The sequence below is a fragment of the Diaphorobacter sp. JS3050 genome, assembly GCF_013154915.1.
In the GTDB taxonomy this organism is placed as follows: Bacteria; Pseudomonadota; Gammaproteobacteria; order Burkholderiales; family Burkholderiaceae_C; genus Diaphorobacter; species Diaphorobacter nitroreducens.
The window spans coordinates 2,354,555-2,380,772 of record NZ_CP053553.1 but is presented as its reverse complement, the minus strand read 5'-3'; the positions used below and the strand labels follow the sequence as shown (position 1 = coordinate 2,380,772).

Annotated in this window: 24 protein-coding genes and 1 pseudogene; 17 read left to right on the top strand and 8 right to left on the bottom strand. The window is 69.9% G+C overall.

Annotated features, from left to right (window positions below; genetic code table 11):
• Nucleotides 1–181: 181 nt before the first annotated feature.
• Nucleotides 182–648, bottom strand: a pseudogene (locus HND92_RS11460) (nucleoside deaminase).
• A 215-nt stretch (nucleotides 649–863) separates the two neighbouring features.
• Between HND92_RS11460 and HND92_RS11455 the strand changes: the two are divergent.
• The 6 genes from HND92_RS11455 to HND92_RS11430 all read left to right on the top strand — a co-directional run bounded on the left by HND92_RS11455 (nucleotide 864) and on the right by HND92_RS11430 (nucleotide 5,615).
• A complete protein-coding gene (locus HND92_RS11455; protein ID WP_011804965.1) occupies nucleotides 864–1,655 on the top strand; it encodes an SDR family oxidoreductase in 792 nt (263 codons plus the stop codon).
• Between the two features lie 72 nt (nucleotides 1,656–1,727).
• Nucleotides 1,728–2,135: a PaaI family thioesterase gene (locus HND92_RS11450; protein ID WP_015913503.1), complete on the top strand. Its 408-nt coding sequence runs from the start codon at nucleotides 1,728–1,730 to the stop codon at nucleotides 2,133–2,135.
• 87 nt (nucleotides 2,136–2,222) lie between these two features.
• Nucleotides 2,223–3,239, top strand: a complete 1,017-nt coding sequence (locus HND92_RS11445; RefSeq protein WP_088886546.1) for an NADP-dependent oxidoreductase — start codon at nucleotides 2,223–2,225, stop codon at nucleotides 3,237–3,239.
• Nucleotides 3,239–3,700: a GNAT family N-acetyltransferase gene (locus HND92_RS11440; RefSeq protein WP_371814757.1), complete on the top strand. Its 462-nt coding sequence runs from the start codon at nucleotides 3,239–3,241 to the stop codon at nucleotides 3,698–3,700. The genes HND92_RS11445 and HND92_RS11440 overlap by 1 nt, the downstream gene beginning before the upstream one ends.
• Nucleotides 3,701–3,748: 48 nt before the next feature.
• The gene (locus HND92_RS11435; protein WP_011804969.1) at nucleotides 3,749–4,675 is read left to right on the top strand and encodes a glutathione S-transferase family protein; all 927 of its coding nucleotides are present in this window, start codon (nucleotides 3,749–3,751) and stop codon (nucleotides 4,673–4,675) included.
• Nucleotides 4,676–4,709: 34 nt separating this feature from the next.
• Nucleotides 4,710–5,615, top strand: coding sequence for an SDR family oxidoreductase (locus HND92_RS11430; RefSeq protein WP_172207093.1), 906 nt, complete (start codon nucleotides 4,710–4,712; stop codon nucleotides 5,613–5,615).
• 110 nt (nucleotides 5,616–5,725) lie between these two features.
• On the opposite strand, the gene HND92_RS11425 is transcribed toward HND92_RS11430, so the two are convergent.
• Nucleotides 5,726–6,364 (bottom strand): DUF1566 domain-containing protein, encoded by a 639-nt coding sequence (locus HND92_RS11425; protein WP_172207091.1) that lies wholly within the window; start codon nucleotides 6,362–6,364, stop codon nucleotides 5,726–5,728.
• Between the two features lie 231 nt (nucleotides 6,365–6,595).
• Here HND92_RS11425 and HND92_RS11420 point away from each other — a divergent pair, with 231 nt between their 5' ends.
• A complete protein-coding gene (locus HND92_RS11420; RefSeq protein ID WP_172207089.1) occupies nucleotides 6,596–7,834 on the top strand; it encodes a multidrug effflux MFS transporter in 1,239 nt (412 codons plus the stop codon).
• On the top strand, nucleotides 7,831–9,237 hold the full coding sequence (locus HND92_RS11415) for an MFS transporter (RefSeq protein WP_172207087.1): 1,407 nt from the start codon (nucleotides 7,831–7,833) through the stop codon (nucleotides 9,235–9,237). The genes HND92_RS11420 and HND92_RS11415 overlap by 4 nt, the downstream gene beginning before the upstream one ends.
• Before the next feature lie 145 nt (nucleotides 9,238–9,382).
• On the opposite strand, the gene HND92_RS11410 is transcribed toward HND92_RS11415, so the two are convergent.
• From HND92_RS11410 to HND92_RS11400, 3 genes are read right to left on the bottom strand one after another with little or no spacing between them, the layout of a single operon-like run.
• Nucleotides 9,383–10,516 (bottom strand): DUF72 domain-containing protein, encoded by a 1,134-nt coding sequence (locus HND92_RS11410; protein WP_172207085.1) that lies wholly within the window; start codon nucleotides 10,514–10,516, stop codon nucleotides 9,383–9,385.
• A 3-nt stretch (nucleotides 10,517–10,519) separates the two neighbouring features.
• Nucleotides 10,520–10,927 carry a hypothetical protein gene (locus HND92_RS11405; protein WP_172207084.1) on the bottom strand — a complete coding sequence of 136 codons (408 nt, stop codon included), beginning with the start codon at nucleotides 10,925–10,927 and terminating at the stop codon, nucleotides 10,520–10,522.
• Entirely contained in the window at nucleotides 10,924–12,408 is a 1,485-nt protein-coding gene (locus HND92_RS11400; protein ID WP_049756464.1) for an NYN domain-containing protein, read from the bottom strand. The genes HND92_RS11405 and HND92_RS11400 overlap by 4 nt, the downstream gene beginning before the upstream one ends.
• 90 nt (nucleotides 12,409–12,498) lie before the next feature.
• Here HND92_RS11400 and HND92_RS11395 point away from each other — a divergent pair, with 90 nt between their 5' ends.
• From HND92_RS11395 to HND92_RS11385, 3 genes are all read left to right on the top strand, one after another.
• Nucleotides 12,499–14,895 carry a Tex family protein gene (locus HND92_RS11395; protein ID WP_172207082.1) on the top strand — a complete coding sequence of 799 codons (2,397 nt, stop codon included), beginning with the start codon at nucleotides 12,499–12,501 and terminating at the stop codon, nucleotides 14,893–14,895.
• A 72-nt stretch (nucleotides 14,896–14,967) separates the two neighbouring features.
• Nucleotides 14,968–15,792 carry an HDOD domain-containing protein gene (locus HND92_RS11390; protein WP_172207080.1) on the top strand — a complete coding sequence of 275 codons (825 nt, stop codon included), beginning with the start codon at nucleotides 14,968–14,970 and terminating at the stop codon, nucleotides 15,790–15,792.
• 28 nt (nucleotides 15,793–15,820) lie between these two features.
• The gene (locus tag HND92_RS11385) at nucleotides 15,821–16,966 is read left to right on the top strand and encodes a phospholipase (RefSeq protein ID WP_172207078.1); all 1,146 of its coding nucleotides are present in this window, start codon (nucleotides 15,821–15,823) and stop codon (nucleotides 16,964–16,966) included.
• A 30-nt stretch (nucleotides 16,967–16,996) separates the two neighbouring features.
• On the opposite strand, the gene HND92_RS11380 is transcribed toward HND92_RS11385, so the two are convergent.
• Together HND92_RS11380 and HND92_RS11375 are read right to left on the bottom strand one after the other, a co-directional pair.
• Complete coding sequence (locus HND92_RS11380) at nucleotides 16,997–18,448, bottom strand: PAS domain-containing protein (RefSeq protein ID WP_172207076.1); 1,452 nt, start codon at nucleotides 18,446–18,448, stop codon at nucleotides 16,997–16,999.
• A gap of 104 nt (nucleotides 18,449–18,552) precedes the next feature.
• The gene (locus HND92_RS11375; protein WP_172207074.1) at nucleotides 18,553–19,689 is read right to left on the bottom strand and encodes an iron-containing alcohol dehydrogenase; all 1,137 of its coding nucleotides are present in this window, start codon (nucleotides 19,687–19,689) and stop codon (nucleotides 18,553–18,555) included.
• A gap of 62 nt (nucleotides 19,690–19,751) precedes the next feature.
• On the opposite strand from HND92_RS11375, the gene HND92_RS11370 reads away from it, so the two are divergent.
• The 3 genes from HND92_RS11370 to HND92_RS11360 all read left to right on the top strand — a co-directional run bounded on the left by HND92_RS11370 (nucleotide 19,752) and on the right by HND92_RS11360 (nucleotide 22,518).
• Entirely contained in the window at nucleotides 19,752–20,627 is an 876-nt protein-coding gene (locus HND92_RS11370; RefSeq protein ID WP_103737939.1) for a 2-keto-4-pentenoate hydratase, read from the top strand.
• Nucleotides 20,628–20,706: 79 nt separating this feature from the next.
• Nucleotides 20,707–21,633, top strand: a complete 927-nt coding sequence (locus HND92_RS11365; RefSeq protein ID WP_172209278.1) for an alpha/beta hydrolase — start codon at nucleotides 20,707–20,709, stop codon at nucleotides 21,631–21,633.
• 21 nt (nucleotides 21,634–21,654) lie between these two features.
• On the top strand, nucleotides 21,655–22,518 hold the full coding sequence (locus tag HND92_RS11360; protein ID WP_103737937.1) for a YbgC/FadM family acyl-CoA thioesterase: 864 nt from the start codon (nucleotides 21,655–21,657) through the stop codon (nucleotides 22,516–22,518).
• Nucleotides 22,519–22,577: 59 nt separating this feature from the next.
• On the opposite strand, the gene HND92_RS11355 is transcribed toward HND92_RS11360, so the two are convergent.
• Nucleotides 22,578–23,513, bottom strand: coding sequence for a folate-binding protein YgfZ (locus tag HND92_RS11355; protein ID WP_172207072.1), 936 nt, complete (start codon nucleotides 23,511–23,513; stop codon nucleotides 22,578–22,580).
• A 45-nt stretch (nucleotides 23,514–23,558) separates the two neighbouring features.
• On the opposite strand from HND92_RS11355, the gene mltG reads away from it, so the two are divergent.
• Genes mltG through HND92_RS11340 form a run of 3 tightly spaced genes read left to right on the top strand, consistent with a single transcriptional unit; the run spans nucleotide 23,559 to nucleotide 26,202 of the window.
• Nucleotides 23,559–24,560 carry an endolytic transglycosylase MltG gene (mltG, locus tag HND92_RS11350; RefSeq protein WP_253940011.1) on the top strand — a complete coding sequence of 334 codons (1,002 nt, stop codon included), beginning with the start codon at nucleotides 23,559–23,561 and terminating at the stop codon, nucleotides 24,558–24,560.
• The gene (gene tmk, locus HND92_RS11345) at nucleotides 24,557–25,210 is read left to right on the top strand and encodes a dTMP kinase (protein WP_172207068.1); all 654 of its coding nucleotides are present in this window, start codon (nucleotides 24,557–24,559) and stop codon (nucleotides 25,208–25,210) included. The genes mltG and tmk overlap by 4 nt, the downstream gene beginning before the upstream one ends.
• Entirely contained in the window at nucleotides 25,207–26,202 is a 996-nt protein-coding gene (locus HND92_RS11340) for a DNA polymerase III subunit delta' (RefSeq protein ID WP_088886563.1), read from the top strand. Before tmk ends, HND92_RS11340 begins: the two co-directional genes overlap by 4 nt.
• The last annotated feature ends 16 nt before the right edge of the window (nucleotides 26,203–26,218 follow it).

Sequence of the window (26,218 nt, the reverse complement as noted above, 5' to 3'; positions counted from 1 at the left end):
CGCCCATCAGCGCCATGGGCCGCAGGGTGGGACATGCAGGCGCCGAGAATCCCCATGCCAGCCCGGCGATCCCATGGCCGTGGGGAAGGGGCCCCGGTTCAGCGTGGCCAGCGCCACCGTCGCCAGACATTCCTATACGCAGGGGCCGGCACCGGCCCCTGCGGCGCTGTGGTCGGGGGCGTCAGGGGCCGTCCGTGGGCCAGGGCGCGTCGCCGTAGAGCTGCTCCACGCCAATGCCCGTGGCCAGGCGTTGCAGCGGCAGGGGCGGCGGGTCCAGCGGCAGCCGCAGACGCTGGTAGGCGCCTTCGCTGGACAGGCCGTAGGGCGCGGCGTCGCGGTTGTCGAAGGCGTAGAACACCCTGTCCGCGCCGGCCATGACCAGCGCCGCCAGGCACATGGGGCAGGGGTGGCCGCTGGCGTAGACCGTGCAGCCCGCCAGGCTGGGGTTCGCCCGCTGGCGCGTTGCGGCGCGCAGGGCCTGCATCTCGGCGTGGGTACTGGGTCGTGGCTGTGCACGATGTCGTTCACGCCGGTGGCGATCACCTCGCCGCCGCGCGCGATCACCGCGCCGAAGGGCCGGCCGCCGCGGGCCCGGTTGTCATGGGCCAGGTGCACGGCCCGGCGCAGCAGGGCGGTATCGGTGGACATGGGAACTCCTGAAAAATGAGCGGCCCCCGCTTTCCCCGCGGGCGCCGCGGCCGGATTGTCCTTTGGACACAAAAACCCTGCCGATGAATCACGCATGTGACATGTGTGGCGCGGGCCGCTCGCCACAATAGCCGCTCAAAATCCTGCCGCCGCGCCTCCGTTGCCCACTGTGGGCGATGGCACGGCGTACCACAGACTCTTGGGGAGACACCTTCATGGCCCGTACCGCGCAACAACTCTTCGACCTCTCGGGCAAGACTGCCCTCGTCACCGGCGGCTCGCGCGGCTTGGGGCTGCAGATGGCGCACGCACTGGGCGAGGCGGGCGCGCGCATCATGCTCAGCTCGCGCAAGGCCGAAGACCTGGAGCAGGCCGCCGCCGAGTTGCAGGCCGCCGGCATCGACGCGCGCTGGGTCGCCGCCGACTGCGCGCGCGAGGAAGACATCCACCGCCTGGCCAGCGAGACGCTGCAGCGCATGGGCGACGTGGACATCCTGATCAACAACGCCGGCGCGAGCTGGGGCGCGCCGGCCGAGGACCACCCCGTGGCCGCATGGGACAAGGTCATGAACCTGAACGTGCGCGGCTACTTCCTGCTGTCGCAGGCGATCGGCAAGCACAGCATGATCCCGCGCAAGAGCGGCCGCATCATCAACGTGGCATCCATCGCAGGGCTGGCGGGCAACCCGATCGAGATGAAGACCATTGCCTACAACACCTCCAAGGGTGCGGTGATCAACTTCACGCGCGCGCTGGCCTGCGAGTGGGGCGTGCATGGCATCGGCGTGAACGCGATCTGCCCGGGTTTCTTCAAGACCAAGATGGCCACCGTGCTCATCGAGACGCTGGGCGAGGAAAAGATGGCCGCGCACGCGCCGCTGCGCCGCCTGGGCGACGACGAAGACCTCAAGGGCATCACGCTGCTGTACGCCAGCGAGGCGGGCAAGCACATCACCGGCCAGTGGCTGGCCGTGGACGGGGGCGTGAGCGCGGTCATCGGCGGCTGACGGCAAGGGCGAACCACCGCGCCAGGGGCACTATCCTTGCGGTCTTTTTTTACCTTGAGCAAGGAGCTTCCCGTGCTGGATTTTGGTGCCGACATTCCCTTCGTCAAAGAGCTGGGCTTCACCCTGCATCACATGCAGGGCGGAACGTCCGAACTGCACTTTGAGGCGCGGCCCGAGCACATGAATTCCTACGCCGTCACCCATGGCGGCGCCACCATGACGCTGCTGGACGTGACCCTGGCCACGGCCGCGCGCAGCGATACGCCGGACATGGGCGTGGTCACCATCGAGATGAAGACCAGCTTCATGCACCCGGCGCGCGGCCCGCTGGTGGCCAAGGGGCGGCTGCTGCACCGCACGCGCTCGCTGGCCTTCGTCGAAGGGGCGGTGTACGACGCCGAAGGGCGCGTCTGCAGCCATGCCACGGGCACTTTCAAATACGTGCCCAAGGCCGTGCCCGGCGGCGTGTCCACCGACTGAATTTGAAATGAAAAGTGGCTCTGGCGCTTATGTATCAAGCGCCAGAAGCTATTGAAACAATAGCAAAATTTAACCTGGAGATTTCGCATGCCACGCAACCAACAGATCCTCCTCGACAACCGCCCCCAGGGTGAAGCCACGGTGGACAACTTCCGCCTGGTCACCACCGATACGCCTGCACTGCAGGACGGCCAGGTGCTGGTGCGCCACCATTACCTGAGCCTGGACCCCTACATGCGCGGGCGCATGAACGACAGCAAGAGCTACGCCGCCAGCCAGCCGCTGGGCGAGGTGATGATCGGCGGGACGGTGGGCGAGGTCGTCGAGAGCCGCCACCCGGCCTATGCCGTGGGCGACAAGGTGGTCGGCATGGGCGGCTGGCAGGAGTACAGCGTGGCCGACGGCAACACGCCCGGCATGCTGCGCAAGGTCGATACCACCCACGTGCCGCTGTCGGCCTACCTGGGGGCCGTGGGCATGCCCGGCGTGACCGCCTGGTACGGCCTGGTGAAGATCATCGCCCCGAAGGCGGGCGAGACCGTGGTGGTGAGCGCCGCCAGCGGCGCCGTGGGCAGCGCCTTCGGCGCGCTGGCCAAGGCGCGCGGCTGCCGCGTGGTGGGCATTGCCGGCGGCCCGGACAAATGCCGCTATGTGACTGAAGAGCTGGGCTTTGACGCCTGCATCGACCACCGTGCGAACGGCGATTTGAAGAGCATGGCCCGCGCGCTCAAGGAAGCCTGCCCGGACGGCATCGACGGCTACTTCGAGAACGTGGGCGGCTACATCCTGGACGCCGTGCTGCTGCGCGCCAACGCGTTCGCCCGCGTGGCCGTGTGCGGCATGATCGCCGGCTACGACGGCCAGCCGCTGCCGCTGCAGAACCCCGCGCTCATTCTCATCAACCGCATGAGGGTCGAGGGCTTCATCGTCAGCGAACACATGGAGGTGTGGCCCGAGGCGCTCAAGGAACTGGGAGGCCTGGCGGCCAGCGGCAAGCTGCGCCCGCGCGAGACCATCGCCCAGGGCCTGGCCGCGGCGCCCGAGGCGTTCCTGGGGCTGCTCAAGGGCAAGAACTTCGGCAAGCAACTGGTGAAGCTGGTTTGATGGTGCAGTGGAGCTGGGCGCGGTTTGACGACCTGGGCGTGCACGCGCTGCACGATGCGCTGGCCCTGCGCTGCCGGGTGTTCATCCTGGAGCAGGGCCCCTACCAGGACCCGGACGGTGCGGACAAGCACGCCTGGCACCTGCTGGGCCGCGCGCAGCCGCAGGGGCCGCTGCTGGCCACGCTGCGCGTGGTGGACCCCGGCGTGAACTACGCCGAGCCCTCGATCGGCCGCGTGGTCTGCGCGCCCGAGGCGCGCGGAAGCGGCCTGGGCCGCGCGCTGGTGGCTGAAGGGCTGGCGCAGTGCCAGCGGGTATGGCCGGGGCGCCCGGTGCGCATCAGCGCGCAGGCGCACCTGCAGCGCTTGTATGGCAGCCTGGGGTTTGCTACGGTGTCCGATCCCTACCTGGAAGACGACATCCCGCATGTCCAGATGCTGTGGAGCCCGCCGCCACAGGCCTGAAAGGGCGCAAGGCAGGGGCCGTCTTTCGCACCGCACCGGAGAGCGCGCATGACCGAACTCATCCTGCACCACTATCCCGCCTCGCCGTTCGCACACAAGGTGCGCTGCGTGCTCGGCTTCAAGCAACTGGCGTGGAAGTCGGTGATCGTGCCCAGCGTCATGCCCAAACCCGACGTGGTGGCGCTCACCGGCGGCTACCGGCGCACGCCTTTCCTGCAGATCGGGGCTGACATCTATTGCGACACGGCGCTGATCTGCGATGTGCTGGAGCATCTGCAGCCCGAGCCCGTGCTGTACCCGCCGCACCTCAAAGGTGTCTCGCGCGTGTTCGCGCAGTGGGCGGACATGGTGCTGTTCGGGGCCGCCATGGCTTACTGCCTGCAGCCGCGCGGGGCACAGGCGCTGTTTGCCGGCCTGCCCGATGGTGCGGCCGAGGCCTTTCGCAACGACCGCCGCGCCATGGGCACGGCGCGCACCCACCCGGCGGACGCCACGGCGGCCTACCGCTCGTACCTGCGGCGCATCGCCAACATGGTGGAAGAGCACGACTTTCTCTTCGGCGCCGAGCCCTGCGTGGCCGACTTTGCCGCGTACCACCCGCTGTGGTTCACGCGCGAATGCGTGCCGGTGATGGCCGACATTCTCTCGGCCACGCCGGCGGTGCTGGAGTGGATGGATCGCATGGCCGCGCAGGGCCAGGGCCGCGCGGAGAAGTTCAGCGCCCAGGACGCCGTCACCGTTGCCGCAGGCGCGCTACCCCAGCCGCTGCCCGCCGAGGCCTTCCAGGACGAGCATGGCATCCCCCTGGGCAGCCGCGTGACGATCACCGCCGAGAGCTTTGGGCCCGAGCCCACCGAAGGCACGCTGATCGCTGCCACGCGCACGCGCTACACGCTGGCGCGCACCGATCCGCGCGCGGGCGACGTGCATGTGCACTTCCCACGCGTGGGCTATGTGCTGCGCCGCGCCGCATGAGATTTCCATTCATAGACCGCAGGAGACACACAGCATGATCGACAACTTCGCCGGCAAGACCGCCGTGCTCACGGGGGCGGGCTCGGGCTTTGGCCTGGAGTGCGCCCGCATCGGCGCGCGCCTGGGCATGAACCTGGTCCTGGTGGACGTGCAGCAGGACGCGCTGGAGCGCGCCGCCGTGGAGCTGGCCGCCGCTGGCGCCCCCGTGCTGGCGCGCCGGGTGGACGTGTCCAGCGCCGCGCAGATGGAGCAGCTGGCGCAGGACGTGGTGCAGCACTTCGGCGCGCCGCACCTGGTGTTCAACAACGCGGGCGTGGGTTCGGGCGGGCTGGTGTGGGAGAACTCGGCCCGCGACTGGGAATGGGTGCTGGGCGTGAACCTCATGGGCGTGGTGCACGGCGTGCGCCTGTTCACCCCGCTGATGCTGCAGGCCGCCAAGGACGACCCCGCCTGGCGCGGGCACATCGTCAACACCGCCAGCATGGCCGGCCTGCTGGCCCCGCCCAACATGGGCATCTACAACGTCAGCAAGCACGCCGTGGTGGCACTGAGCGAGACGCTGTACCAGGACCTGGCGCTGGTCACCGACCAGGTGGGCGCCAGCGTGCTGTGTCCGTATTTCGTGCCCACGGGCATCAGCCAGAGCGAGCGCAACCGCCCGCAGGTGCTGGCGGACGAGCGGCCCACCAAGAGCCAGCTCATCGGCCAGGCCATGATCGGCAAGGCCGTCACCAGCGGCAAGGTGACGGCCGCCGAGGTGGCGCAGAAGGTCTTCGACGCCGTGGCGGCGGAGCAGTTCTACATCTACAGCCACCCGCAGGCGCTGGGGGCCGTGCGCACGCGCATGGAGGACGTGGTGCAGGCACGCAACCCCACCGACCCGTTCGCGGACAAACCCGAGCTGGGGGCGCAACTGCGGGCGGCGTTGCGCGCGCAGTGACCGGCTTTTGAATTGAAATGGCTTCTGGCGCTTGCTGGATAGGCGCTAGCAGCTATTGAAAATGTAGCGTTTGCGCGTCCACCCAGGTGCAGGGTGCGCAGAGCATCCGCTCAGGGCGCCGGGCGCACCAGCCGTATGGGCAGGCGCGTGCTGCGGCCCACGTCGCCGCGGGCCTCGCCGCTGGTCATGTCCACGGCCCAGCCCTGCTGCACCGACAGGCTGCTCTCGCCCGCGCCGCCGCGCGCCACGTTGCCGTACGCGTAGGGGTTCACGCTGAGGGTGTTGACGCTGGCGGTGCCGGTCCAGTGCCATTCCAGCGGCGCATTGGGAAAGAGTTGGGGGTCGACCGAGGGCGGCTGCGCGTTGCGGTTGACCAGGCGGCGCAGCTCGGGCACGCGCGGCAGGCGCCAGCGCACGCCCTCGTCCTTCCAGCGCTGGCGCACCAGCGCCTGGGCCTCGCCGTAGGTGTAGCGCAGGGCCACGCCGGTGCAGGTGGTGCCTGTCCATTGCATGCCCTGCGCGCAGCGCGGCCAGGCCAGCCGCGCCTGCGTATCGATCACCAGCGCGCCGTCGGGCGACGGCACCAGCACCGGCTGGGCGGGCGCGACCGGAACGGGCGGGGCGTCGTCGGCCTCGTCCTCACGGTCCGTGGCGGCGAGGGCGGGCGCGGCCAGGAGCAGGGCGCCAGCGCACAGGGCCAGGGTGGCGGCCCAGCCGCGCAGGGCGGGGGCGATCGGGGGCAGGGGCATGCGGTGTCTCCGGACGAGGCAGTACAGGACGGCAGGAACAGTGCGGCCGAGCCGCGCACGCGATTGTCGGGCGGCGGCAGGGCCAGGCAACCCGTGAACAGCGGGCTGGAAGGGCGGCTTTTGCGGCCATCGAACGCACGCGGGTGCCGGCCGCGGCGCTGCATGGGAGGCGATGTGGGCCTTCGCGCAGCGCGCCAGCACGATCCGGCCAGTGTGGCGACAATCGCCCGAATGCCCTTTTCCCCGTTCTTCCGCATGGCCCTGATCCTGGGCCTGCTCTCGGCCATCGGCCCATTTGCCATCGACATGTACCTGCCGGCGCTGCCGGCCATCGGCGCGGCGCTGCGGGCCGACGTGGGGGCGGTGCAGTGGAGCCTGACGGCCTTCTTCCTCGCGCTGGGCGTGGGCCAGTTGGTCTACGGCCCGGTGTCCGACATGGTCGGGCGCAGGCCGCCGCTGTTCTTCGGGCTGGGCCTGTTCACGCTGGCCAGCGTGGGCTGCGCGCTGGCGACCGACGTGCACACGCTCGTGCTGCTGCGCTTTGTGCAGGGGCTGGGCGCGGCGGCGGGCATGGTGATTCCGCGCGCGGTGGTGCGCGACCTGCACACGGGCACCGCGGCGGCCCGGCTCATGTCGCTGCTGATGCTGGTGTTCAGCGTGTCGCCCTTGTTGGCGCCATTGGTGGGCAGCGGCGTGATCGCGCTGGCCGGCTGGCGCGGCGTGTTCTGGGTGGTGGCGGTGGCGGCGCTGGCCGGGCTGGTGTTGGTCCAGCGGGCGCTGCACGAGACACGGCCCGCCGGCCAGCGGGTGCGCAGCTCTGTGGGCAACGCGGCCGCGGCCTACACGACGCTGCTGCGCGACTGGCACTACCTGGGGCTGGTGGGCATCGGCGGCTGCTCCATGGCGGGTTTCTTCGTTTACCTGGCGGGCTCGCCTTTCGTGCTGATCAACCACTACGGGTTGTCGCCGGTGCAGTACAGCGTGGCGTTTTCGGTCAACGCGGCGGCCTTCTTCGCCAGCGCGCAGTTCACGGCGCGGCTGGGGCGGCGCTACGGCATGGCGCCGGTGGTGAAGGCGGCCGCCAGCGGCGCGGGCGCGGTCATCCTGGCCCTGCTGGCGCATTACCTGCTGGGCGGCGACCGGCTGGCCGTGCTGCTGGTGCTGTACTTCGTCGCCAGTGCGCTGATGGGGCTGGTGATCCCCACCACCTCCGTGCTGGCGCTGGAGGAGCACGGCACCATTGCGGGGACGGCGTCCGCCCTCATGGGCACGCTGCAGATGCTGATCGGCACCCTCGCCATGGCGGCGGTGGGCCTGTTTGCCAGTGACGCGCCCCTGCCCATGGTGGTGGGCATGGCCACGGGGGCGCTGACGGGGGTGGCGCTGACCTGGATCACGCTGGGGCCGGCGGGCGCGCAGCGCATCGCGCACGGCGCCGCGAAAGACATCGCCCCGGAGCGCCGGCCATGAGCGGCTTACCCGTGGGTGCGCCGCCCCTGGCCGACGGCCTGCCGCAGCCCGCACGCCGCCAGGCGATGCTGGTCATCGTTCTCGGGCTCACGCTGGCGGTGCTCGACAGCAGCATCGTCAACCTGGCGCTGCCCGACATCGCACGCCAGTTGCAGTCGGGCGCGGCGCAGAGCGTGTGGGTGGTCAACGCCTACCAGCTCGCCACGCTGGTCGTGCTGCTGCCGCTGGCCGCGCTGGGCGAGCGCGTGGGCTACCGGCGCGTGTACTTGGTGGGCATGGCGCTGTTCGCGCTGGCGTCGGTGGGCGCCATGCTGGCGGCCAGCATGCCCGCCTTGATTGCCGCGCGGGCGTTGCAGGGCCTGGGCGCCGCGGGCGTGATGGCCGTGAACGCGGCGCTGGTGCGCCTGATCTATCCGCGCGCACAGCTGGGCCACGGCATGGCCATCAATTCGCTGGTGGTGGCCACCGCGTCCATGGCGGGGCCGTCGGTGGCGGCGGCCATCCTGTCGGTGGCGTCGTGGCCCTGGCTGTTTGCCATGAACCTGCCCTTGGGCGTGGGAGTCTGGTGGCTGGGGCGGCGCGCGCTGCCGGCCAATCCTCCATCCGCCAACCATGCGCCGCGCTTTTCCGCCATCGACGTGCTACTCAACGGCGCCATGTTCACGCTGCTGTTCCTGGGCGGGGAGCAACTGGGCGTGCGCAGCGCGGCGCAGGGCGGCAGCGCGGCCACGGGTGCGATCCTGCTGGCCGTGGGTGTGGCCGTGGGGGCGGTGTTCCTGTGGCGCCAGCGCGGCCTGGCGGCGCCGCTGTTTCCGGTGGACCTGCTGCGCATTCCGGTGTTCGCCCTGTCGATGGGCTCGTCCGTGGGGGCGTTCTGCGCGCAGATGCTGGGCTTTCTGTCGCTGCCCTTCCTGCTGTTGGAGGCGCAGGGCCGCACCCACCTGGAGGCCGGGCTGCTCATCACGGCCTGGCCCCTGGCCACCGCCGCGGTGGCGCCGCTGGCGGGCCGGTTGATTGGCCGCTACCCGGACGGCCTGCTCGGCGGCATTGGCATGGCGGTGTTTGCTGCCGGCCTGGTCTCGCTGGGCCTGATGCCCGCGCAGCCCGCGGACTGGAACGTGGCCTGGCGCATGGCGCTGTGCGGTGCCGGCTTTGCGCTGTTCCAGTCGCCCAACAACCACACCATCGTCACCTCGGCCCCGCTGCACCGCAGCGGCGCGGCCAGCGGCATGCTGGGCACCGCGCGCCTGACGGGCCAGACACTGGGCGCCGTGTCGCTCGCGGCCATCTTCGCCCTGCGGCCGGGGCACGATGGAAGCGCGGAGTCGCTGGCACTGCTGGTGGCAGGGGCGTGCGCGGTGGTGGCGGGGGTGTGCAGCTCGCTGCGGGTGAGGCAGCGGTAACAGAGGCAGAGCCGTGGCGCTTGTGCGCCCCATCTGGGCGGTGTTCTTGGCCTCCTTTTGGCGCAAGAAGAACGTCGTGCGGGCGCGCAGTCCGTGATCGTCATATCGTCAGAAAAGATAGCTGCCAGCGCATGCCAGATAAGCGTTAGAGATGTTTTTGATCATAAAAAACCACCTGTTCCGCCAGCCGCTGCACTGTCAGCGGCGCACAGCCTTCCGCGTGGTTGCTGATGGTCACGAAGGCGTTTTGGCCCCGTCCGCAGATGCCCGCCACCGTGCGCGCCAGCAGCGCCAGGTTGTCGGGATCGGGGTCGTGAATGCGGTCGTAGGGCGCGTAGCCTTTTTCAGCGGCTTCATACCCCTGCGGGCCGTGCACGGGGTTCAGGTTCCACCGGCAGACCAGTGGGCCGGGCCAGAGCAGGCGCAGCAGCGGTAGTTGCTCGGCCAGGGGCGACAGGCGCGCGTGCAGGCCCAGGCAGTAGGTGGCACCGCTGCTGCGCAGTACGTCGGCGAAGTGGGGCAGGTGCGCGGGCGCCAGCCATTCGGGGTCGCGCACCTCGACGGCCAGCACGGCGTCGGGCGCCGCGGGGCGCAGCGCCGGTTGGGCCTGCAAGAGCGTGCGCAGTCGCTCCAACACCTCGGGCAGGCGGTCCAGCAGGTTCCAGGGCAGCGGGCTCAGCTGGAACACCAGCGCGCCGGTGCGCTGGCCCAGCCCCTCCAGTGCGGGCGCCACGAACTCCTGGGCGGTCAACTGCGCATCCAGGAAGGCCGGGTTGGGCTCGCGTCCACGGCCGTCCTCGCTGCGCACCAGCGCGTCGGTGACCAGGCTGGGCGCCTTGACCACGAAGCGGAAGTCCGCCGGCACCTGGGCCGCGTAGCGCGCATAGTCGCTGGCCGTGAGCGGGCGGTAGAAGCTCCGGTCGATGCTCACGGTGCGCATCAGCGGATGCTGGGCCAGCACGGGCAGGCCTTTGCGGGCCAGCAGCTGTTCGGAATGCACACCCTCCCACACCAGGCCCTGCCAGCCAGGGTAGCTCCAGGAGGATGTGCCCAGGCGCAGCGTGGGCGGCAGCCGGTTGGCGAGTGCGCGCAGATCGTCGCCCCAGGCGGCGGGATGCACACCGGTGCGGCGGGTGGGCGCCTTTTCCCGTGGGCGGGCGGGGGTGTCTTCCGGTGGTCGTGGCGGTGCTGAGGGCGATGCTGAGGGCGATGCTGAGGGCGATGCTGAGGGCGATGCTGAGGGCGATGGCGGCGCACCGCCAAACAGATCGTCCTGCATGGATCACAGGCCCTCGAACAGGCCGCCCGCGTTGAGCAGGGCGTAGACGATCTCGGGGTGCCGCTCCATGCTTTTCTTGATGGCCGCGGGGATGGCCTGGCGCGTCTTGCGGCACAGGCCCGGCTGGTCCTGGACCAGCACGGTGATGCCACGCAGGCTGCGCACCTCGTTGGGGCTGGTGCCGATGGTCAGGCGCACGCCGAGCTGCTCGAACAGGCGCTGCTCCATGTGGCGCAGGTCGGCCAGGCTGGTGAGGCTCTCCAGGCGCTGCACGAGGCGCTTTTCCTCGTCGCGCGTGAGGCGCAGGATGCGCACATCACCGCCGGGCGTGCGCATCAGCGCGTCGCGCTCGCACACGCAGGCGCCGGGCGGGCATTCGGTGCGGAGTGGGAAGGGAGGGGCGGGAGTCACTGCGGTGATGCGCCACGCGTGGCCCAGTCACGCAATTGCTCTTTCTGTGCGTCGTCCAGGGTCAGCTGCTCGGTCTGGCACAGATCGAGAATGCTGTTCACGAACCGTGTGCCCAGCGCATGCGCATCATTAGTGTGTTCTCCGAACATGTGGCCTCCGAGCAAGATGCCCTTGAGCACGAAGCTCACTGTGCTGCGGTTGATGGGCAGTCCAGCATCTCGGCAGCGGTCGCGCACACGCTTGCCGGTTTCGGTGAGGGAAAAGGGGTGGTGGGTGGCGTCGGCGGCAATCTGGGCCAGCAGGGCCTGGAAGGCGGGCGGTGGCAGAAGCGGCATGCCGGTGGCGGCGTTGACCTGCCTCAGCAGTGGCAATAGATCGCCATCGCGGCCCCACTCCACCAGCCCATTGTTCTGTTGTTGCGGGTGCAGAACGTGGCCGCCGCCATTGGTCCAGTCGACACGCAATGGTGCCAGCGAGAGCGCCTCCAGCAGCTTGCGAAACGATCCCTTGCCGCACCAGTCGGATGCAGCCACTCCATACTGGTCGATGATCGCCTGGGCCAGCCGCCCGCAGGGCACGGGCGCCTTCGCCTTGACCACTTCGGCGCGCACCAGTTGGGCGATGGCGGCCAGGGTGTTTTGGTCCGGGACGGGTAGGGCGCCCGTGGGTACAGAAGGGGTGTGGCGTGCGGGGTCGAGCACCACGCCTGATTCCCAGTCCACAACGAGTGGGGCCAGGCGCAGTGAATCCACCAGCTTACGAAAACTGCCCAGCCCAGCCCAGGTGACAGCATCCAGCCCGACCACTTGGATTGGCGCCTTGCTGGCCAGCCATGGCAGGGCGACAGGCCTGTCCGAATGGGCCACGGACTGGCTGATGAAACGGGCCGCAGCCTGGATGAGGCTGGCCTGCGATGGAGCGGGTGACATGGGTGGCGCTGATACGGCGGCGGGTGTTTCGGTCTCCTCGCGGCGCAGCGCTTCGCGCAAAAAGGCATCTTGATCGATCAGCAGGTCAGCACTGGCCTGGTATGCCGCCGAGGGAAATCCGATTGCCAGCACAGTCGTGCGCCTGTCCCAGCGGCGCAGCTTGCGCAGCACGGGCGTGAAGTCGGCGTCCGCTGACAGCACGATGAACTCGTCGTAGTGCACCTGGTGCTGCAGCAGATCCACGATATCCAGCACCATGTGGATGTCGGTGCTGGTCTTGCCGCCGCTGGTCATTGCGGGGCAGTCGATGATCTCAAAGCCGGCGCGGTTGAACGCGGGGCGAAAACGTTGGTACACCTGCGGGTTCAAGTAGCAGCGGCGCACCAGCAGGCGCCGCGCGCCTGCTGTTGCGTGTGGTGGAGGCTCTAGCGATTGGGCAATCCAGTGCATCCATGACTGTGGTTGGGAGGCGAAATGGTCGGCCGCTATGGGATCCAGCCGGCGCAGGCCGGAGAAAACATTGTCGAAATCGACGAACAGGGCGCTTTTCATGCGTGGGACAACGAGTTGGACGCGGCCATTTTGGCCCATGGCCCTGTGGCAAACTGCGCGCTTCGTGTTTTGACCCGTCTCAGAAGGCACATGCAGCAGATCGTTCGGCAGTTGGCCGCAGAAATCAAAGTCACCGAATCCCAGGTCCGCGCAGCGGTGGAGCTGCTCGATGGCGGGGCCACCGTGCCCTTCATCGCGCGCTACCGCAAGGAGGTGACCGGCGGCCTGGACGATGTGCAGCTGCGCGAGCTCGAAGCGCGCCTGGCCTACCTGCGCGAACTGGAAGACCGCCGCGTGGCGGTGCTGAAAAGCATCGACGAGCAGGGCAAGCTGACCGACGCATTGCGCGCTGCCATTGCAGCTGCTCCAACGAAGCAGGAGTTGGAGGACATCTACCTGCCCTTCAAGCAAAAGCGCCGCACCAAGGGCCAGATTGCCAAGGAGTTCGGCATCGAGCCGCTGGCCGACAAGCTGCTGGCCGATCCAACGCTGGACCCGCACGCCGAGGCCCAGGCCTTCTGCCAGCCCGCCACCACGCTCGATGACGGCAAGCCGGGGCCCGACTTCTCGACCACCTTCGCCGTGCTCGACGGCGTGCGCGACATCCTGTCCGAGCGCTGGGCCGAGGACGCCGTGCTGGTGCAGTCGCTGCGCGAATGGCTGTGGGCCGAGGGGCTGCTGCGCTCCAAGAAGGTGGAAGGCAAGAACGAGAACGACCCCGAGGTCGCCAAGTTCCGCGACTACTTCGACTACGACGAACCGATTGGCCGCGTGCCCTCGCACCGCGCGCTGGCGGTGTTCCGCGGCCGCGCGCTGGAGATTCTGGAGGCCAAGCTGGTGCTGCCTGAGCCGCAGGTGAATTCCACGTTCAAGCCCGAGCCGGGCCAGCCCAGCATTGCCGAGGGCAAGATCGCCCTGCACCTGGGCTGGAGCCACCAGGGCCGCAAGAGCGACGACCTGCTGCGCAAGTGCGTGGCCTGGACCTGGCGCGTGAAGCTCAGCCTGTCCACCGAGCGCGACCTGTTCTCGCGCCTGCGCGAGGAGGCCGAGAAGGTGGCCATCAAGGTGTTTGCCGACAACCTGCGCGACCTGCTGCTGGCCGCGCCCGCCGGCCCGCGCGCCGTGATGGGGCTGGACCCCGGCATCCGCACTGGCGTGAAGGTGGCCGTGGTGGACCGCACCGGCAAGCTGGTGGAGACCGCCACCGTCTACCCGCACGAGCCGCGCCGCGACTGGGACGGCAGCCTGGCCACGCTGGGCCGCCTGTGCATGAAGCACGGCGTGCAGCTCATCGCCATTGGCAACGGCACCGCCAGCCGCGAAACCGACAAGCTGGCGGCCGAGTTGATTAAATTAATGCAAAAACAGGCCGTAGACCAGGCGGGGCAAGCGCTGCCAGCTATTGAAAAGATAGTGGTGAGCGAGGCTGGCGCCTCGGTGTATTCGGCCAGCGAGTACGCCAGCCAGGAAATGCCCGACGTGGACGTGAGCCTGCGCGGCGCCGCCAGCATTGCGCGCCGCCTGCAGGACCCGCTGGCCGAGCTGGTGAAGATCGAGCCCAAGAGCATCGGCGTGGGCCAGTACCAGCACGACGTGAACCAGAGCGAGCTGGCGCGCACGCTGGACGCCGTGGTCGAGGACTGCGTGAACTCCGTGGGCGTCGACCTGAACACCGCCAGCGCGCCGCTGCTGGCGCGCGTGTCGGGCCTGTCGGGCAGCGTGGCCAAGGCCGTGGTGCGCTGGCGCGAGCAGCACGGCGCCTTCAGGAACCGCAAGCAGCTCATGGAAGTCAGCGGCCTGGGCGCCAAGACCTTTGAGCAGGCGGCGGGCTTCTTGCGCATCCGCGATGGCGACAACCCGCTGGACATGACCGGCGTGCACCCCGAGACCTACCCCGTTGTCGAGCAGATCATGGAAAAGACCGGTAAGCCGGTGGCCGAGCTCATGGGCCGCGCCGAGATGCTCAAGACGCTCAAGCCCGAGCTGTTCGCCAACGAGAAGTTCGGCGTGATCACCGTGCGCGACATCCTGGGCGAACTGGAAAAGCCCGGCCGCGATCCGCGCCCGGACTTCAAGGTGGCGCGCTTCAACGAGGGCGTGGAAGACATTGCCGACCTGCGCGAGGGCATGGTGCTGGAGGGCACGGTGAGCAACGTGGCCCAGTTCGGCGCCTTCATCGACCTGGGCGTGCACCAGGACGGACTGGTGCACGTGAGCCAGCTCAGCCACAAGTTCGTTCAGGATGCGCGCGAGGTGGTCAAGACCGGCGACATCGTCAAAGTGAAGGTGCTGGAGGTGGATGCGGCGCGCAAGCGCATCAGCCTCAGCATGAAGCTGGACGCCGCACCCGCGCGCCGCGACGGCCCGCGCGACAACCGCTTCGAGGGCGCGGGCCGTGGCTACGCCGCGCCGCGCCGCGCGGCCGAGCCGGCGCAGCCCTCGGCCATGGCCTCGGCCTTCGCCAAGCTGCAGCAGGGCAAGCGCTGAAGCGCTGCCCGTAAACAACCGTAAGAGTTGCATGGATAATGGCCCGACTTTCCTGTCTGGGCGATCCGATCCATGGAGTTGAACGCACTGCTGGCGCAGCCCATCACGCTGCCCAGCCTGCCACGCGCGGTGGCGCTGCTGATGAACGAGCTGAGCGCGGTCGAGCCCAACCTGCGGCGCCTGAACCAGCTCTTCGGCACCGACCCTGCACTGGCCGCACGCCTGCTGGAAGAGGCGAACACGCCTCCATTCGCCGCGCAGCGCCAGATCGGCGGTATTCCTGAGGCGCTGGCGCTTCTGGGGGTGTCCCAACTGCGCGCGCTGGTGGCGTCCGCGCCGCTGGGGACCACGTCGCGCTCGGTGCCGGGGATGAACCTGCAGCACTTCTGGCGCTACAGCCTGCACACGGCCAAAGTGGCACGCGCGCTCGCCGGGCTCGTGCACCACAACCAGATCGCCGCCTACACGGCCGGCCTGCTGCACGGGGTGGGCGAGCTGGCCATGCACCTGGCCGACGCGGGCCGCATGCAGACCCTCAACAGCCTGGTGGGCCCGCTGGACCTGCGCCGCGCCCGGCTGGAGCAGCACCTGTGCGGCTACTGCTACGCCCATGTGAGCGCGGGGCTGGCCTGGCGCTGGCAGTTGCCCGAGACCGTGGTGGACGCGCTGCGCCACCACCATGCGCCGTTCGACAACGATGTGTACGAGCCGCTGGCGGGCGTGCTGCACCTGGCCGCGTGGCGCGCCCGCGCGCGCGAGGCAGGGCTGGATGCGCGCGACCTGGCGGGGTCTTTCCCCGGCGAAGTCGGCATCCCGCTGGGGTTGGACATCGACATGGTGCTGCAGCAGGACCCGATTGACTGGAAGGTCCGCCCCGACGCGGGCGATTACGTGTGAGCCGGCGCATGCGTGAGGCGGGGGCGTGATGAAGGCGCTGTGCATCCATGCCGGTCCGCAGGCGCTGCGGCACATCGGGCGCCATGGCCTGGCGCCGAGCGACGTGGCCGTGATTCCCGCGGCCGCGGGCGGCCCGAAGGGACTCATCCTCGGCCCGCTGGACCGGTTTGTCTTTGGTGAATGGCTGGCGCAGTCGGCGCAGCCGGTGGACCTGGTGGGCGCCTCCATCGGCGCGTGGCGCATGGCCACGGCGTGCCTGGATAACAGCCTGCCGGCCTTCGAACGGTTGGAGCACGACTACATCCACCAGGAGTACGAGCTGCCCCCCGGCGCGCGCCGCCCCACGGCGGACGCGGTGAGCGCGCAGTTCGGCCAGAACCTGCAGGCCTTTTTTGGCGGCCGTGTGGAAACGGTGCTGGACCATGCGCGCTACCGGTTGCACATCGTCGCCGCGCGAGGGCGCCACCTGCTGGCGCGCGAGCACCGCTGGGCCACGCCGCTGGGCTACCTGGGCGCTTTCGCCAGCAATGCGCTGCACCGCCGCGCGCTGGCGCTGTGGCTGGACCGCGTGGTGTTCTCCACTGCTGCGCCGGGCGCGCTGCCGTTTGACGTGCGCGACTTCCGCACCCACCAGGTGGCCTTGACCCCGCAGAACTTCATGCCCGCGCTGCAGGCCAGTTGTTCCATTCCCTTCGTGCTGCGCGCCGTGCACGACATCGCCGGCGCACCGCGCGGCGCCTACTGGGACGGGGGCATCACCGACTACCACCTGCACCTGCGTTATCAGGCGCCAATTGCTATTGAAAATATAGCTGATACCGCTTTACCCGCGGGTGTTGCAGGCCAAAACGGCTTGGAAAGTGCGCCGGGGATCGTGCTGTACCCGCACTTCCAGCACCGCGTGGTGCCCGGCTGGCTGGACAAGGGTTTGCCCTGGCGCCACCGGGCCACGCCGGCGCTGGACCGCATGGTGCTGCTGTCGCCCCATCCCGACTGGGTGCGCAGCCTGCCCGGCGGCAAACTGCCGGACCGCACCGATTTCACCCGCTACGGCACCGACACGGCCGCGCGCGCCCGTGCCTGGAGCACCGCGGCGGCGGCGGCGCAGCAGCTGGCGGACGAGTGGGCGCAGTGGCTGCGGCGGCCCGATCCCGCCCGCGTCCAGCCGCTGTGAGCGTGTCCGCCGCGGCGTGCCGCGGCAACGTCACCGGGGGCGAAAGACCAGCACGTGGCCCGCGGCGGTGCCGTCGGGCGCGTGCACGGCCGCCACGGAGTAGTCCACCGTGCGCGGCGCACCCGAATGGCAGGCGAGGATCGCGGTGGCCGCGGCGCCCGCGCCGTGCGCAGCATGCCCCTGCGTTCCCGAGGCGGCGAGCACGGAGTGCGGTGGCTCCAGGCGAAAGACCTCATCGACGTGGCGGCCGACCGTCTGCCCCTGCGCGAGCCCGATGACCCGCTGGGCCGCGCCGTTGATCGTGCGCACGAGGCCCTGCGCGTCGATGGTGATGACGCCATCGGCCACGGCGTCCAGCGCGGCCTCCGCACACGCACGGTCGGCGCGCTCTGCCTGCAGTGCCTGGGTGTGCTCCGTCATGTCCACCAGCACGCCGATGGTGCCGGCGGGTACGCCGTCGGGCGCGGTGAAGGTGGCGTGGTAGCAGGCCATCTCGTGCGGCACGCCCTGCAAGGGGCGGACGGTGGCCTGCCATCCCGAGGGCCGGTCGGACAGCCGCTGGGCCAGGACGATGGAGGAGTCCACGCCGTCGGCCCAGAGCTGGTCCAGCGTGCCCGCGACGGTGGCGGGGCGGGAGGCATTGAGCAGTTCGCGCCAGGCCTTGTTGGTCTCCAGGTGCGCGCCATCCGCGCCCAGCACGAACAAAGGCAGGGGCAGGGCGTTCACCAGCTGGCGGCGAAAGTGCAGCTGCTCGTTCTGCTGCCGCTGGGTTTCCTGCAGGGACAGCACCAGGGACTGGACCTTGCCCGCCATGTCGTTGAAGGTGTCGGCGATTTCGCGCGCCTCCAGCGTGCCCGTGCGGTGTATGCGCGCGTCCAGGTGGCCTTGCTTGAAGCGCTCCGCCGCGTGCCGCATGCGGTCCAGCATGCGGTCGTTCGCGCGCAGGATCAGGGTCAGCAGGAGCAGGATGGTGAAGATGTTCAGCGCCGTGATGCGCAACTGCGTGGCCATGGCGCTCCAGGCGCGGTCCACGTAGTGCTGGGGCCACAGCGCCAGCGCCAGCTGCCCCGTGCGGCCGTCCGCCAGCCGGTGCGCCACCGTGTGGCGCGGCGTGGGCAGGTCCAGCAGCTGCACGAACCACGGCGGCGCCTTGGTGGGCGGCATCGCGTTGCGCAGGTCGACGGCCGGGCGGAAGGGCAGTTCCCAGCGGATGGACTGGATCGGTGCGTCCGCGACCTGCGCGGCCTGGCGCAGGCGCTCCTGCGCTGCGGCATTGCCGGCAGGCTCGTCCAGCACCTGTAGCACGGCGTACGAGGCTGCCTGCAGCTCCGCGCGCATGCGCAGCTGCGCCTCCTCACGCTCGGCGCCCACCAGCGCGTGGTAGCGCACCAGCGTGACCGCCACCATGATCAGCACAATGGGAACGTACAGGCGCGGGTAGGTGCCTTGCGTCAGCCATTTGGAAAGCGGGTGTGTGCGCATGCGGTACGCGGCCCCGCCGAACGGGCGGAATGCGTGTTAATAAATGTTAAGCGCACCAGTGTAGCGAGGCCGCCGGACGCCTGCTCGGCGGACGCTGCCGCGGGTCAGAGCGACTCGATCAGCATCTCCCGGTAGTCATCTGGCGTGGCCAGGCGGGGATTGGTCTTGTGGCAGTGGTCGGCCAGGGCGCCCTTGATCACGTCGTCGAACACCGCCTCGGTCACGCCCATGGCGGCCAGCCCCGTGGGCAGGCCCAGGCGTGCGCTCATGTCGCGGATGGCATCGGGGATGTCGCTGGCGGACGCCAGGCCCATGGCATGGGCCATGCGCTCCAGGCGGCGCTCCTTGCGCACCGATTCGGCTTGCGCGTTGAAACGCACCACGGCGGGCAGGAACACGGCGTTCAGCGTGCCGTGGTGCAGGCGCGGGTTCAGCCCGCCCAGGCTGTGGCTCAGGGAGTGCACGCAGCCCAGGCCCTTCTGGAAAGCCATGGCGCCCTGCATGCTGGCGCTCATCATGGCCAGGCGTGCGTCGCGGTCCTGGCCGTCGCGCGTGGCGGCCTCGATATGGTGCCAGCCGCGCTCCAGGCCATCGAGCGCAATACCGTCCGCCGGCGGGTTGAACGCGGCAGACATGAAGGTCTCCATGCAGTGCGCGATGGCGTCCATGCCCGTGGCGGCCGTCAGCAGGGGCGGCAGGCCCAGCGTGAGGCCGGGGTCGCAGATGGCGGCCTTGGGCACCAGGTGCCAGGAGTGAAAGCCCAGCTTGCGGTGGTCATCCACGATGATGATGGCGCCGCGCGCCACCTCGCTGCCCGTGCCGCTGGTGGTGGGCACGGCGATCAGCGGCGCGGCGCGCTCGGTGATGCGCGGCGAGCCCCCCTCGATGGTGGCGTAGTGCGTGAGCGGGCCGTCGTGCGTGGCGGCGATGGCAATGCCCTTGGCGCAGTCGATGGCGCTGCCACCGCCCACGGCGATCAGGCCGTCGCAGCCCTGGGCCTTGTAGATTTCCACGGCCGCGCGCACGGCCGCCTCGGTGGGGTTGGAGGGCGTCTGGTCGAACACGGCGACGTTCAGGCCGGGCAGGGCGTCCAGCGCCTGCTGCAGCACGCCGGCGGCCTTCACGCCGGGGTCGGTGACCACCAGGGGGCGGGTGATGCCGATGCGCTCGCATTCTGCTTTGAGCAGGCGCACGGCGCCGAATTCGAACTGGATCTGGGTGACGTAGTAGATGAAAGCCATGGTGTGCGAAAGAGAGGGAGTGCCAGTAGGATCGCCCGACACACTACAACCAGGAGACACGCATGACCATGAAGCAAACCCTCATCGCCCTGGGCGCGGGGGTCGCCTTGGCGACCGGCCTGGGCGCCCAGGCCGAGTGCCTCAGCGACGCTGCGGTGGGGGCGATGGCCTCGCACTACGCCGCCAAGACCCCCGCGCCCAACTTCCCGGCACTGTCAGACGCCGACGGCGCCTGCACCCGCGCCAAGTTCAATGCGCTGCTGGGCGCCCGCCTGGGCAAGGTGGTGGGCTACAAGGCCGGCCTCACCAACCCCGCGGTGCAAAAGCGCTTCAACACCGACAAGCCGGTGTGGGGCAAGCTGTACGAGGGCATGGTGCGCCCCGGCGGCAGCACCGTGCCCGCCGCGTTTGGGGCGCGCCCGCTGTACGAGGCCGACCTGCTGGTGCGCGTGAAGGATGCGGCCATCAACCACGCGCGTACGCCGGAGGAGGTGCTGCAGCACATCGACCAGGTGATCCCCTTCATCGAGCTGCCCGACCTGGTGGTGCAGGCGCCGCCCCAACTCAACGGCGCCGGCGTGGGCGCGATCAACGTGGGCGCGCGCCTGGGCATCGCCGGGCAGCCTATCGCCGTGCCGGCGACGCGCGGCGAGCGCTATGCGCTGCTGGACGCGCTGGAGCGCATGACCGTGCAGCTCACGGACCATTCCGGCGCGCTGCTCGCCAGCGGCAAGGGCAGCGATATCCTCGGGCATCCGCTCAACGCCGTGGTCTGGCTGGCCCAGGCGCTGCAGCAGGAGGAGATCACGCTGCAGCCCGGCGACCTGGTGAGCCTGGGGTCGTTTTCTCCGCTGCTGCCCCCGCGCGCCGGCCTGAGCGTCACGGCAACCTATCTGGGCCTGCCCGGCGCGCAGCCGGTGCAGGTGCACTTCCAATAACCCAAGGACTTTTCCGTTGACGACGCCCGGTTCCGCTTCCCATGTGCCTTCCCCCCACCACGCGCGGCTCACGCCGCAGATGCGCAACGTCATCGACGGCATGGCGCGCGCCGGGCGCCCCCCACTGCACACCCTGAGCCCTGCACAGGCCCGCGCTGCCTATGAACTGGGTGCCGGGGTGCTGGAGCTGCCCAAGGCGGCCTTGCCGCGCGTGGAAGACCTGCGCATCCCCGCACGCGACGGCACCCCGCTGCCCGCGCGCCTGTATGCACCCACGGCCTCTGACGCGCAGGCGCTGCCGTTGCTGCTGTACCTGCATGGTGGCGGCTTCACCATCGGCAGCATTGCCACCCACGACGTGCTGTGCCGCGAGTTGGCGCGGCTGGCCGGCTGTATGGTGGTGTCGCTGGAATACCGGCTCGCGCCCGAGCATCCGTTCCCCACGGCCAGCGACGATGCGTGGGACGCGCTGGCCTGGCTGGCGCAGCACGCCACCACGCTGGGCGCCGACCCGTCGCGCCTGGCGGTGGGCGGCGACAGCGCAGGCGGCACGTTGGCCGCGGTGTGCGCTCTGCAGGCGCGCGATGCCGGGCTGCCCCTGGCGCTGCAGTTGCTCATCTACCCCGGCACCACGGCGCACCAGGACACGCCCTCGCACACCGAGTTCGCGCACGGCCTGGTGCTGGAACGCGCAGCCATTGGCTGGTTTTTCGACCAGTACATCCCCAGCCGTGCCGAGCGCGAGGACTGGCGCTTCGCCCCCTTGCTCGCGCCCGACGCCGAGGGCGTGGCGCCGGCCTGGATCGGTCTGGCCGAGTACGACCCGCTGGTGGACGAGGGCGTGGAGTACGCGGACAAGCTGCGTGCCGCGGGCGTGCCGGTGCAACTCGAGATCTACCGCGGCGTGACGCACGAATTCATCAAGATGGGTCGCGCCCTTCCCGAGGCGCGCCAGGCCCATGCCGATGCTGCCGCCGCGCTGCGCAGCGCCTTTCAACTCGACTGATCCCTTCGACGGAAACACGCCATGCAACGCTCTGACTTCCGCTGTTTTCACCGCCTGCGCGTGCGCTGGTCAGAGGTGGACATCCAGAAGATCGTCTTCAATGCCCACTACCTCACCTACGCTGATTGCGCCATGACCGAATACTGGCGCGCGCTGGCGTTGCCGTACGAAACCGGCATGCAGGCGCTGGGCGGCGAGGTGTACCTCAAGAAAGCCAGCGTCGAGTACCACGCGTCGGCCCGGCTCGACGACCTGCTGGACGTGGGCATGCGCTGCGCGCGCGTGGGCACCACGTCGCTGGTGTTCGAGGCCAGCATGTTCGCTGGCGATCGGCTGCTGGTGACCGTGGAACTGGTCTATGTGTTTGCCGACCCCGCCACGCAGACCAAGCGCGCGGTGCCGCCCGCGCTGCGCGCGATGATCGAGCACTTCGAGGCCGGCGGCGAGATGGTGGAGCTGCGCATGGGCGACTGGGCCACGCTGGGGCGCGACGCCACGGCGCTGCGCACGGCGGTGTTCGTGCAGGAGCAGGGGATTGCGCCCGAGATCGAGCTGGACGCGCTGGACGCCACCGCCGTGCACGCCGTCGCCTACAACCGCCTGGGTCTGCCCGTGGCGACGGGCCGACTGCTGCAGGATGCGCCGGGCGAGGCGCGCATTGGCCGTATGGCAGTGGACCGCGTGTTGCGCGGCCAGCGTTGGGGCCGCATGGTGCTGGACGCATTGGTGCAGGCGGCGCGCGCGCGCGGCGACGCGCAGGTCACGCTGCATGCCCAGTGCAGCGCCGAGGCGTTCTACCGCCGCGCAGGTTTTGAGGCCGTAGGCCAACCGTATGAGGAGGCGGGCATTGCCCACATCACCATGCGGCGCAGTCTGCAGGGCTGACTGCTTCTTTATTGATAGCTGCTAGCGCTTGTCAAATAAGCGCTAGCGCCTGTTTTTGCTTAAATGTCTTCCAGCAGCGCGTAGGGCAGCGGCAGCAGCGTGAGCGCCACGCCATCCGCTGCGCCCACCTGCAGGGCACCGCTGGTGGCTGCGATCTGCAGCGACACCAGCGCATCCACGCCGCCGGTGGGTGCGGCCGCAACCTGCACCACCGTGCCCACGGGCTGTTCGGCGTCACCGTCGGCAAACACTTCAGCACCCACGGCCACGGCCGACGGAGCGTGCGCCAGGTAAGTGCGCCGCTTGAGCGTGCCGCGGAACTGGCTGCGCGCCACGACCTCCTGGCCGGGGTAGCAGCCCTTCTTGAAGTTCACGCCGCCCACGGACTCATAGTTCAGCATCTGCGGCACGAAGGCCTCGACCACGGGCGCGGTCAGGGTGGCGATACCGCTGCGCACCTCGCTCCACAGCCACAGCGCTTCGGTCAGGGCTGCGCCGGCGGGCGCAGCGCTGCCAGCGGGCGCTACCCACAGCGCGCGCGGCTGCCCTTCGGCGGGGTAGAGCTGCACCACGCTGGCATCCCCCACATCGGCCTTGGCCCAGGGCTCGCCAGCGGGTAGCACGGCGCGGGCGGCGTCGCCCAGCAGGCCGTACAGCGCAAAGTCGCCGGTGGCATCGGTCAGCTTGGCCTTGGCGCGCATCACGAACATCGACAGGCGCTTGAGCGCGGGCGCCAGCAGGTCGCGGGCGCAGACCAGTAGTACCTCGGCCTCGCTGCGCTTGAAGGCGATGAAGCTGGCCTGCATGCGGCCTTTGACGGTCAGGAACGCCGCCAGGCGGGCGTGGTGCAGATCCAGCAGCGCGAAGTCCTGCGTCAGCTGGCCGTGCAGGAACTTGGCGGCGTCTTCACCGGCCACGCGGATCACGCCAAGGTGGGACAGGGGGACTACGCCGTCCGCAGGCAGGGACGGGGGCACTGGCATGGAGTCGGTCATGGCTGAATTATGATGCCCGGCTTCTTTCATACAGGCTGCAGGGTTGTGCGTCGTTTCCTCGCATTGGTGTTGCTCATCGTGATCGCCGTGGGCGCTGTGGCCGCCTGGTGGCTGCAGGCGCCGTTGCCGGTGCGCGCGGACGTGCCCGCCGGCCAGCCGCTGGAGCTGGAGATCGAGTCTGGCACCACGCCACGCGGCGTGGCCCGCGCGGTGGTGCGGTCGGGCATGGCCACGGATGCGGACGTGCTGTTCCTGTGGTTCCGGTTGTCGGGCAAGGACCGCGAGATCAAGGCCGGCAACTACGAGATTCCCCAGGGCACCAGCCCCTACGCGCTGCTGCAGAAGCTGGTGCGCGGCGAGGAGGCATTGCGCGCCGTCACGCTGGTGGAAGGCTGGACCTTTCGCCAGGTGCGCCAGGCGCTGGCGCGGGCCGAGCAGCTCAAGCCCGACACCCAGGGCCTGAGCGACGCGGACATCATGGAGCGCCTGGGCCGCGCGGGCGTGCCGGCGGAGGGGCGCTTCTTTCCCGACACCTACACCTATGCCAAGGGCAGCAGCGACATTGCCGTGCTGCGTCGCGCGCTGCACGCCATGGACCGGCGTCTGGACGCGGCCTGGGCGCAGCGCGCGCCGGACACGCCGCTCCAATCCGCCGACCAGGCGCTGATCCTGGCGAGCATCGTCGAGAAGGAAACCGGCCGCGCCGAAGACCGCGCGCAGATCGCCGGCGTGTTCAGCAACCGCCTGCGCGTGGGCATGCTGCTGCAGACCGACCCCACGGTGATCTACGGCCTGGGTGAGAAGTTCGACGGCAATCTGCGCCGCCGTGACCTGACCGCCGACACCCCCTACAACACCTACACGCGTGCGGGCCTGCCGCCCACGCCGATTGCCATGCCCGGCAAGGCGGCGCTGTTGGCCGCGGTGCAGCCCGCGCCCACCAAGGCGCTGTACTTCGTGGCGCGCGGCGACGGTTCCAGCCACTTCAGCAGCACGCTCCAAGACCACAACCGTGCGGTGAACCGCTACCAACGCGGCCAGAAATGACCAACGGCGCATTCATCACCTTCGAGGGCATCGACGGCGCGGGCAAGTCCTCGCACATCGACGCGTTGGCCCAGGCGCTGCGCGCTGCGGGGCATACCGTGACCCTGACGCGCGAGCCCGGCGGCACGCCGCTGGCCGAGAAGCTGCGCGAGATGCTGCTGCACGACAGCATGGACGCGCTGACCGAAGCGCTGCTGGTGTTCGCCGCGCGGCGCGACCATCTGCGCTGCGTGATCGAGCCGGCGCTGGCACGCGGCGAAGTGGTGTTGTGCGATCGCTTCACCGATGCCACCTTTGCCTACCAGGGCGCAGGGCGCGGCTTCGATCTGGAGGTGCTATCGTATATGGAGCGCCTTGCGCAGACTGGTGTTGGTCTGCAGCCCGATTTGATGCGAAATCCGGACCTCACGCTGTGGTTCGACGTACCACCTGAGGTGGCCGCGCAGCGCTTGTCCGCCGCGCGCGCGCCCGACCGCTTCGAGTCGCAGCCCGTGGAGTTCTTCACCCGCGTGGCGCGCGGCTATGCCGACCGCGCCGCGGGAGCGCCGCAGCGCTTTGCGCGCATCGACTCGTCGCAGCCGCGCGAGCAGGTTGCCGCGCAGCTGCGTGCCGTAGTGGCCGCACGCGGCTGGCTGGCGCAGACGCCATGAGTGCGGTCGCCCCCTGGATCGCCGCGCAGCGCCAGGCGCTGCTGGCCCAGCGCGGCCACGCGTGGCTGCTGCAGGGCCCGTCCGGCCTGGGCCAGTACACGCTGGCGCTGGAGCTGGTGCGCGCCTGGCTGTGCGATGCGCCCACCGCGCACGGCGCCTGCGGCCAGTGCGCCAGCTGCCATGGCATCGATGTGCATACGCATGCCGACCTGTGCGTGCTCATGCCCGAAACGCAGGCGCTGGCCCTGGGCTGGCCGCTGCCCGAGAAGGCGCAGGCCGAGATCGAGGACAAGAAGCGCAAGGCCAGCCGCGAGATCCGCGTCGAGGCCATGCGCGACGCGGTGGAGTTCGCCCAGCGCACCAGCGGGCGCGGCCGCGGAAAGGCCGTGCTGGTCTACCCGGCAGAGCAGATGAACCATGTGACGGCCAACGCGCTGCTCAAGACGCTGGAGGAGCCTCCGGGCGACGTGCGCTTTGTGCTGGCCACCGAGGCCGCGCACGAACTGCTGCCCACCATCCGCAGCCGCTGCCTGGGGCACACCCTGCAGTGGCCCGATCCGGCCCAAAGCCAGCAATGGCTGGTAGAGCAGGGCGTGCCCGCTGACGCGGCCGAGGCCCTGCTGCGCGCCGCCGGCGGCCGGCCTGACGACGCACTGGCCCTGGCGCGTGCGGGCCGCAGCCCGCAGACCTGGGCGCTGCTGCCCAAGGCCGTGGCGCGCGGCGACGTGTCGGCGCTGGCCGGGCTGGAACCCGCACAGGCCGTAGATGCCTTGCAAAAGCTCTGCCACGATCTGCTGGCGCAACGCGTGGGTGCACAGCCGCGCTATTTCTCGCCCGCCGACTTGCCCGCGCCGCCCGGCGTGGGGCCGCTCACGCGCTGGTCGCGCGCCCTCGCCAAGGAGGCGCGCACGGCCGAGCACCCCTTCAACGCCGGCCTGATGCTGGAGTCGCTTGTGGCGCAGGCGCGCCACACACTAAACTCGCGCCATTGAAAGCCTTCCACGACCT

Bases quoted from the DNA above. Each gene is read 5' to 3' on its own strand.
- HND92_RS11435 (WP_011804969.1), top strand. From the start codon at position 3,749: ATGACCGAACTCATCCTGCACCACTATCCCGCCTCGCCGTTCGCACAC.
- HND92_RS11380 (WP_172207076.1), bottom strand. From the start codon at position 18,448: ATGCGCACACACCCGCTTTCCAAATGGCTGACGCAAGGCACCTACCCG.
- HND92_RS11425 (WP_172207091.1), bottom strand. From the start codon at position 6,364: ATGCCCCTGCCCCCGATCGCCCCCGCCCTGCGCGGCTGGGCCGCCACC.
- HND92_RS11390 (WP_172207080.1), top strand. From the start codon at position 14,968: ATGGAGTTGAACGCACTGCTGGCGCAGCCCATCACGCTGCCCAGCCTG.
- HND92_RS11445 (WP_088886546.1), top strand. From the start codon at position 2,223: ATGCCACGCAACCAACAGATCCTCCTCGACAACCGCCCCCAGGGTGAA.
- HND92_RS11360 (WP_103737937.1), top strand. From the start codon at position 21,655: ATGCAACGCTCTGACTTCCGCTGTTTTCACCGCCTGCGCGTGCGCTGG.
- HND92_RS11395 (WP_172207082.1), top strand. From the start codon at position 12,499: ATGCAGCAGATCGTTCGGCAGTTGGCCGCAGAAATCAAAGTCACCGAA.
- HND92_RS11420 (WP_172207089.1), top strand. From the start codon at position 6,596: ATGCCCTTTTCCCCGTTCTTCCGCATGGCCCTGATCCTGGGCCTGCTC.
- HND92_RS11440 (WP_371814757.1), top strand. From the start codon at position 3,239: ATGGTGCAGTGGAGCTGGGCGCGGTTTGACGACCTGGGCGTGCACGCG.
- HND92_RS11455 (WP_011804965.1), top strand. From the start codon at position 864: ATGGCCCGTACCGCGCAACAACTCTTCGACCTCTCGGGCAAGACTGCC.
- tmk (WP_172207068.1), top strand. From the start codon at position 24,557: ATGACCAACGGCGCATTCATCACCTTCGAGGGCATCGACGGCGCGGGC.
- HND92_RS11365 (WP_172209278.1), top strand. From the start codon at position 20,707: ATGCGCAACGTCATCGACGGCATGGCGCGCGCCGGGCGCCCCCCACTG.
- HND92_RS11385 (WP_172207078.1), top strand. From the start codon at position 15,821: ATGAAGGCGCTGTGCATCCATGCCGGTCCGCAGGCGCTGCGGCACATC.
- HND92_RS11355 (WP_172207072.1), bottom strand. From the start codon at position 23,513: ATGACCGACTCCATGCCAGTGCCCCCGTCCCTGCCTGCGGACGGCGTA.
- HND92_RS11430 (WP_172207093.1), top strand. From the start codon at position 4,710: ATGATCGACAACTTCGCCGGCAAGACCGCCGTGCTCACGGGGGCGGGC.
- HND92_RS11415 (WP_172207087.1), top strand. From the start codon at position 7,831: ATGAGCGGCTTACCCGTGGGTGCGCCGCCCCTGGCCGACGGCCTGCCG.
- HND92_RS11370 (WP_103737939.1), top strand. From the start codon at position 19,752: ATGACCATGAAGCAAACCCTCATCGCCCTGGGCGCGGGGGTCGCCTTG.
- HND92_RS11340 (WP_088886563.1), top strand. From the start codon at position 25,207: ATGAGTGCGGTCGCCCCCTGGATCGCCGCGCAGCGCCAGGCGCTGCTG.
- HND92_RS11375 (WP_172207074.1), bottom strand. From the start codon at position 19,689: ATGGCTTTCATCTACTACGTCACCCAGATCCAGTTCGAATTCGGCGCC.
- HND92_RS11400 (WP_049756464.1), bottom strand. From the start codon at position 12,408: ATGAAAAGCGCCCTGTTCGTCGATTTCGACAATGTTTTCTCCGGCCTG.
- HND92_RS11410 (WP_172207085.1), bottom strand. From the start codon at position 10,516: ATGCAGGACGATCTGTTTGGCGGTGCGCCGCCATCGCCCTCAGCATCG.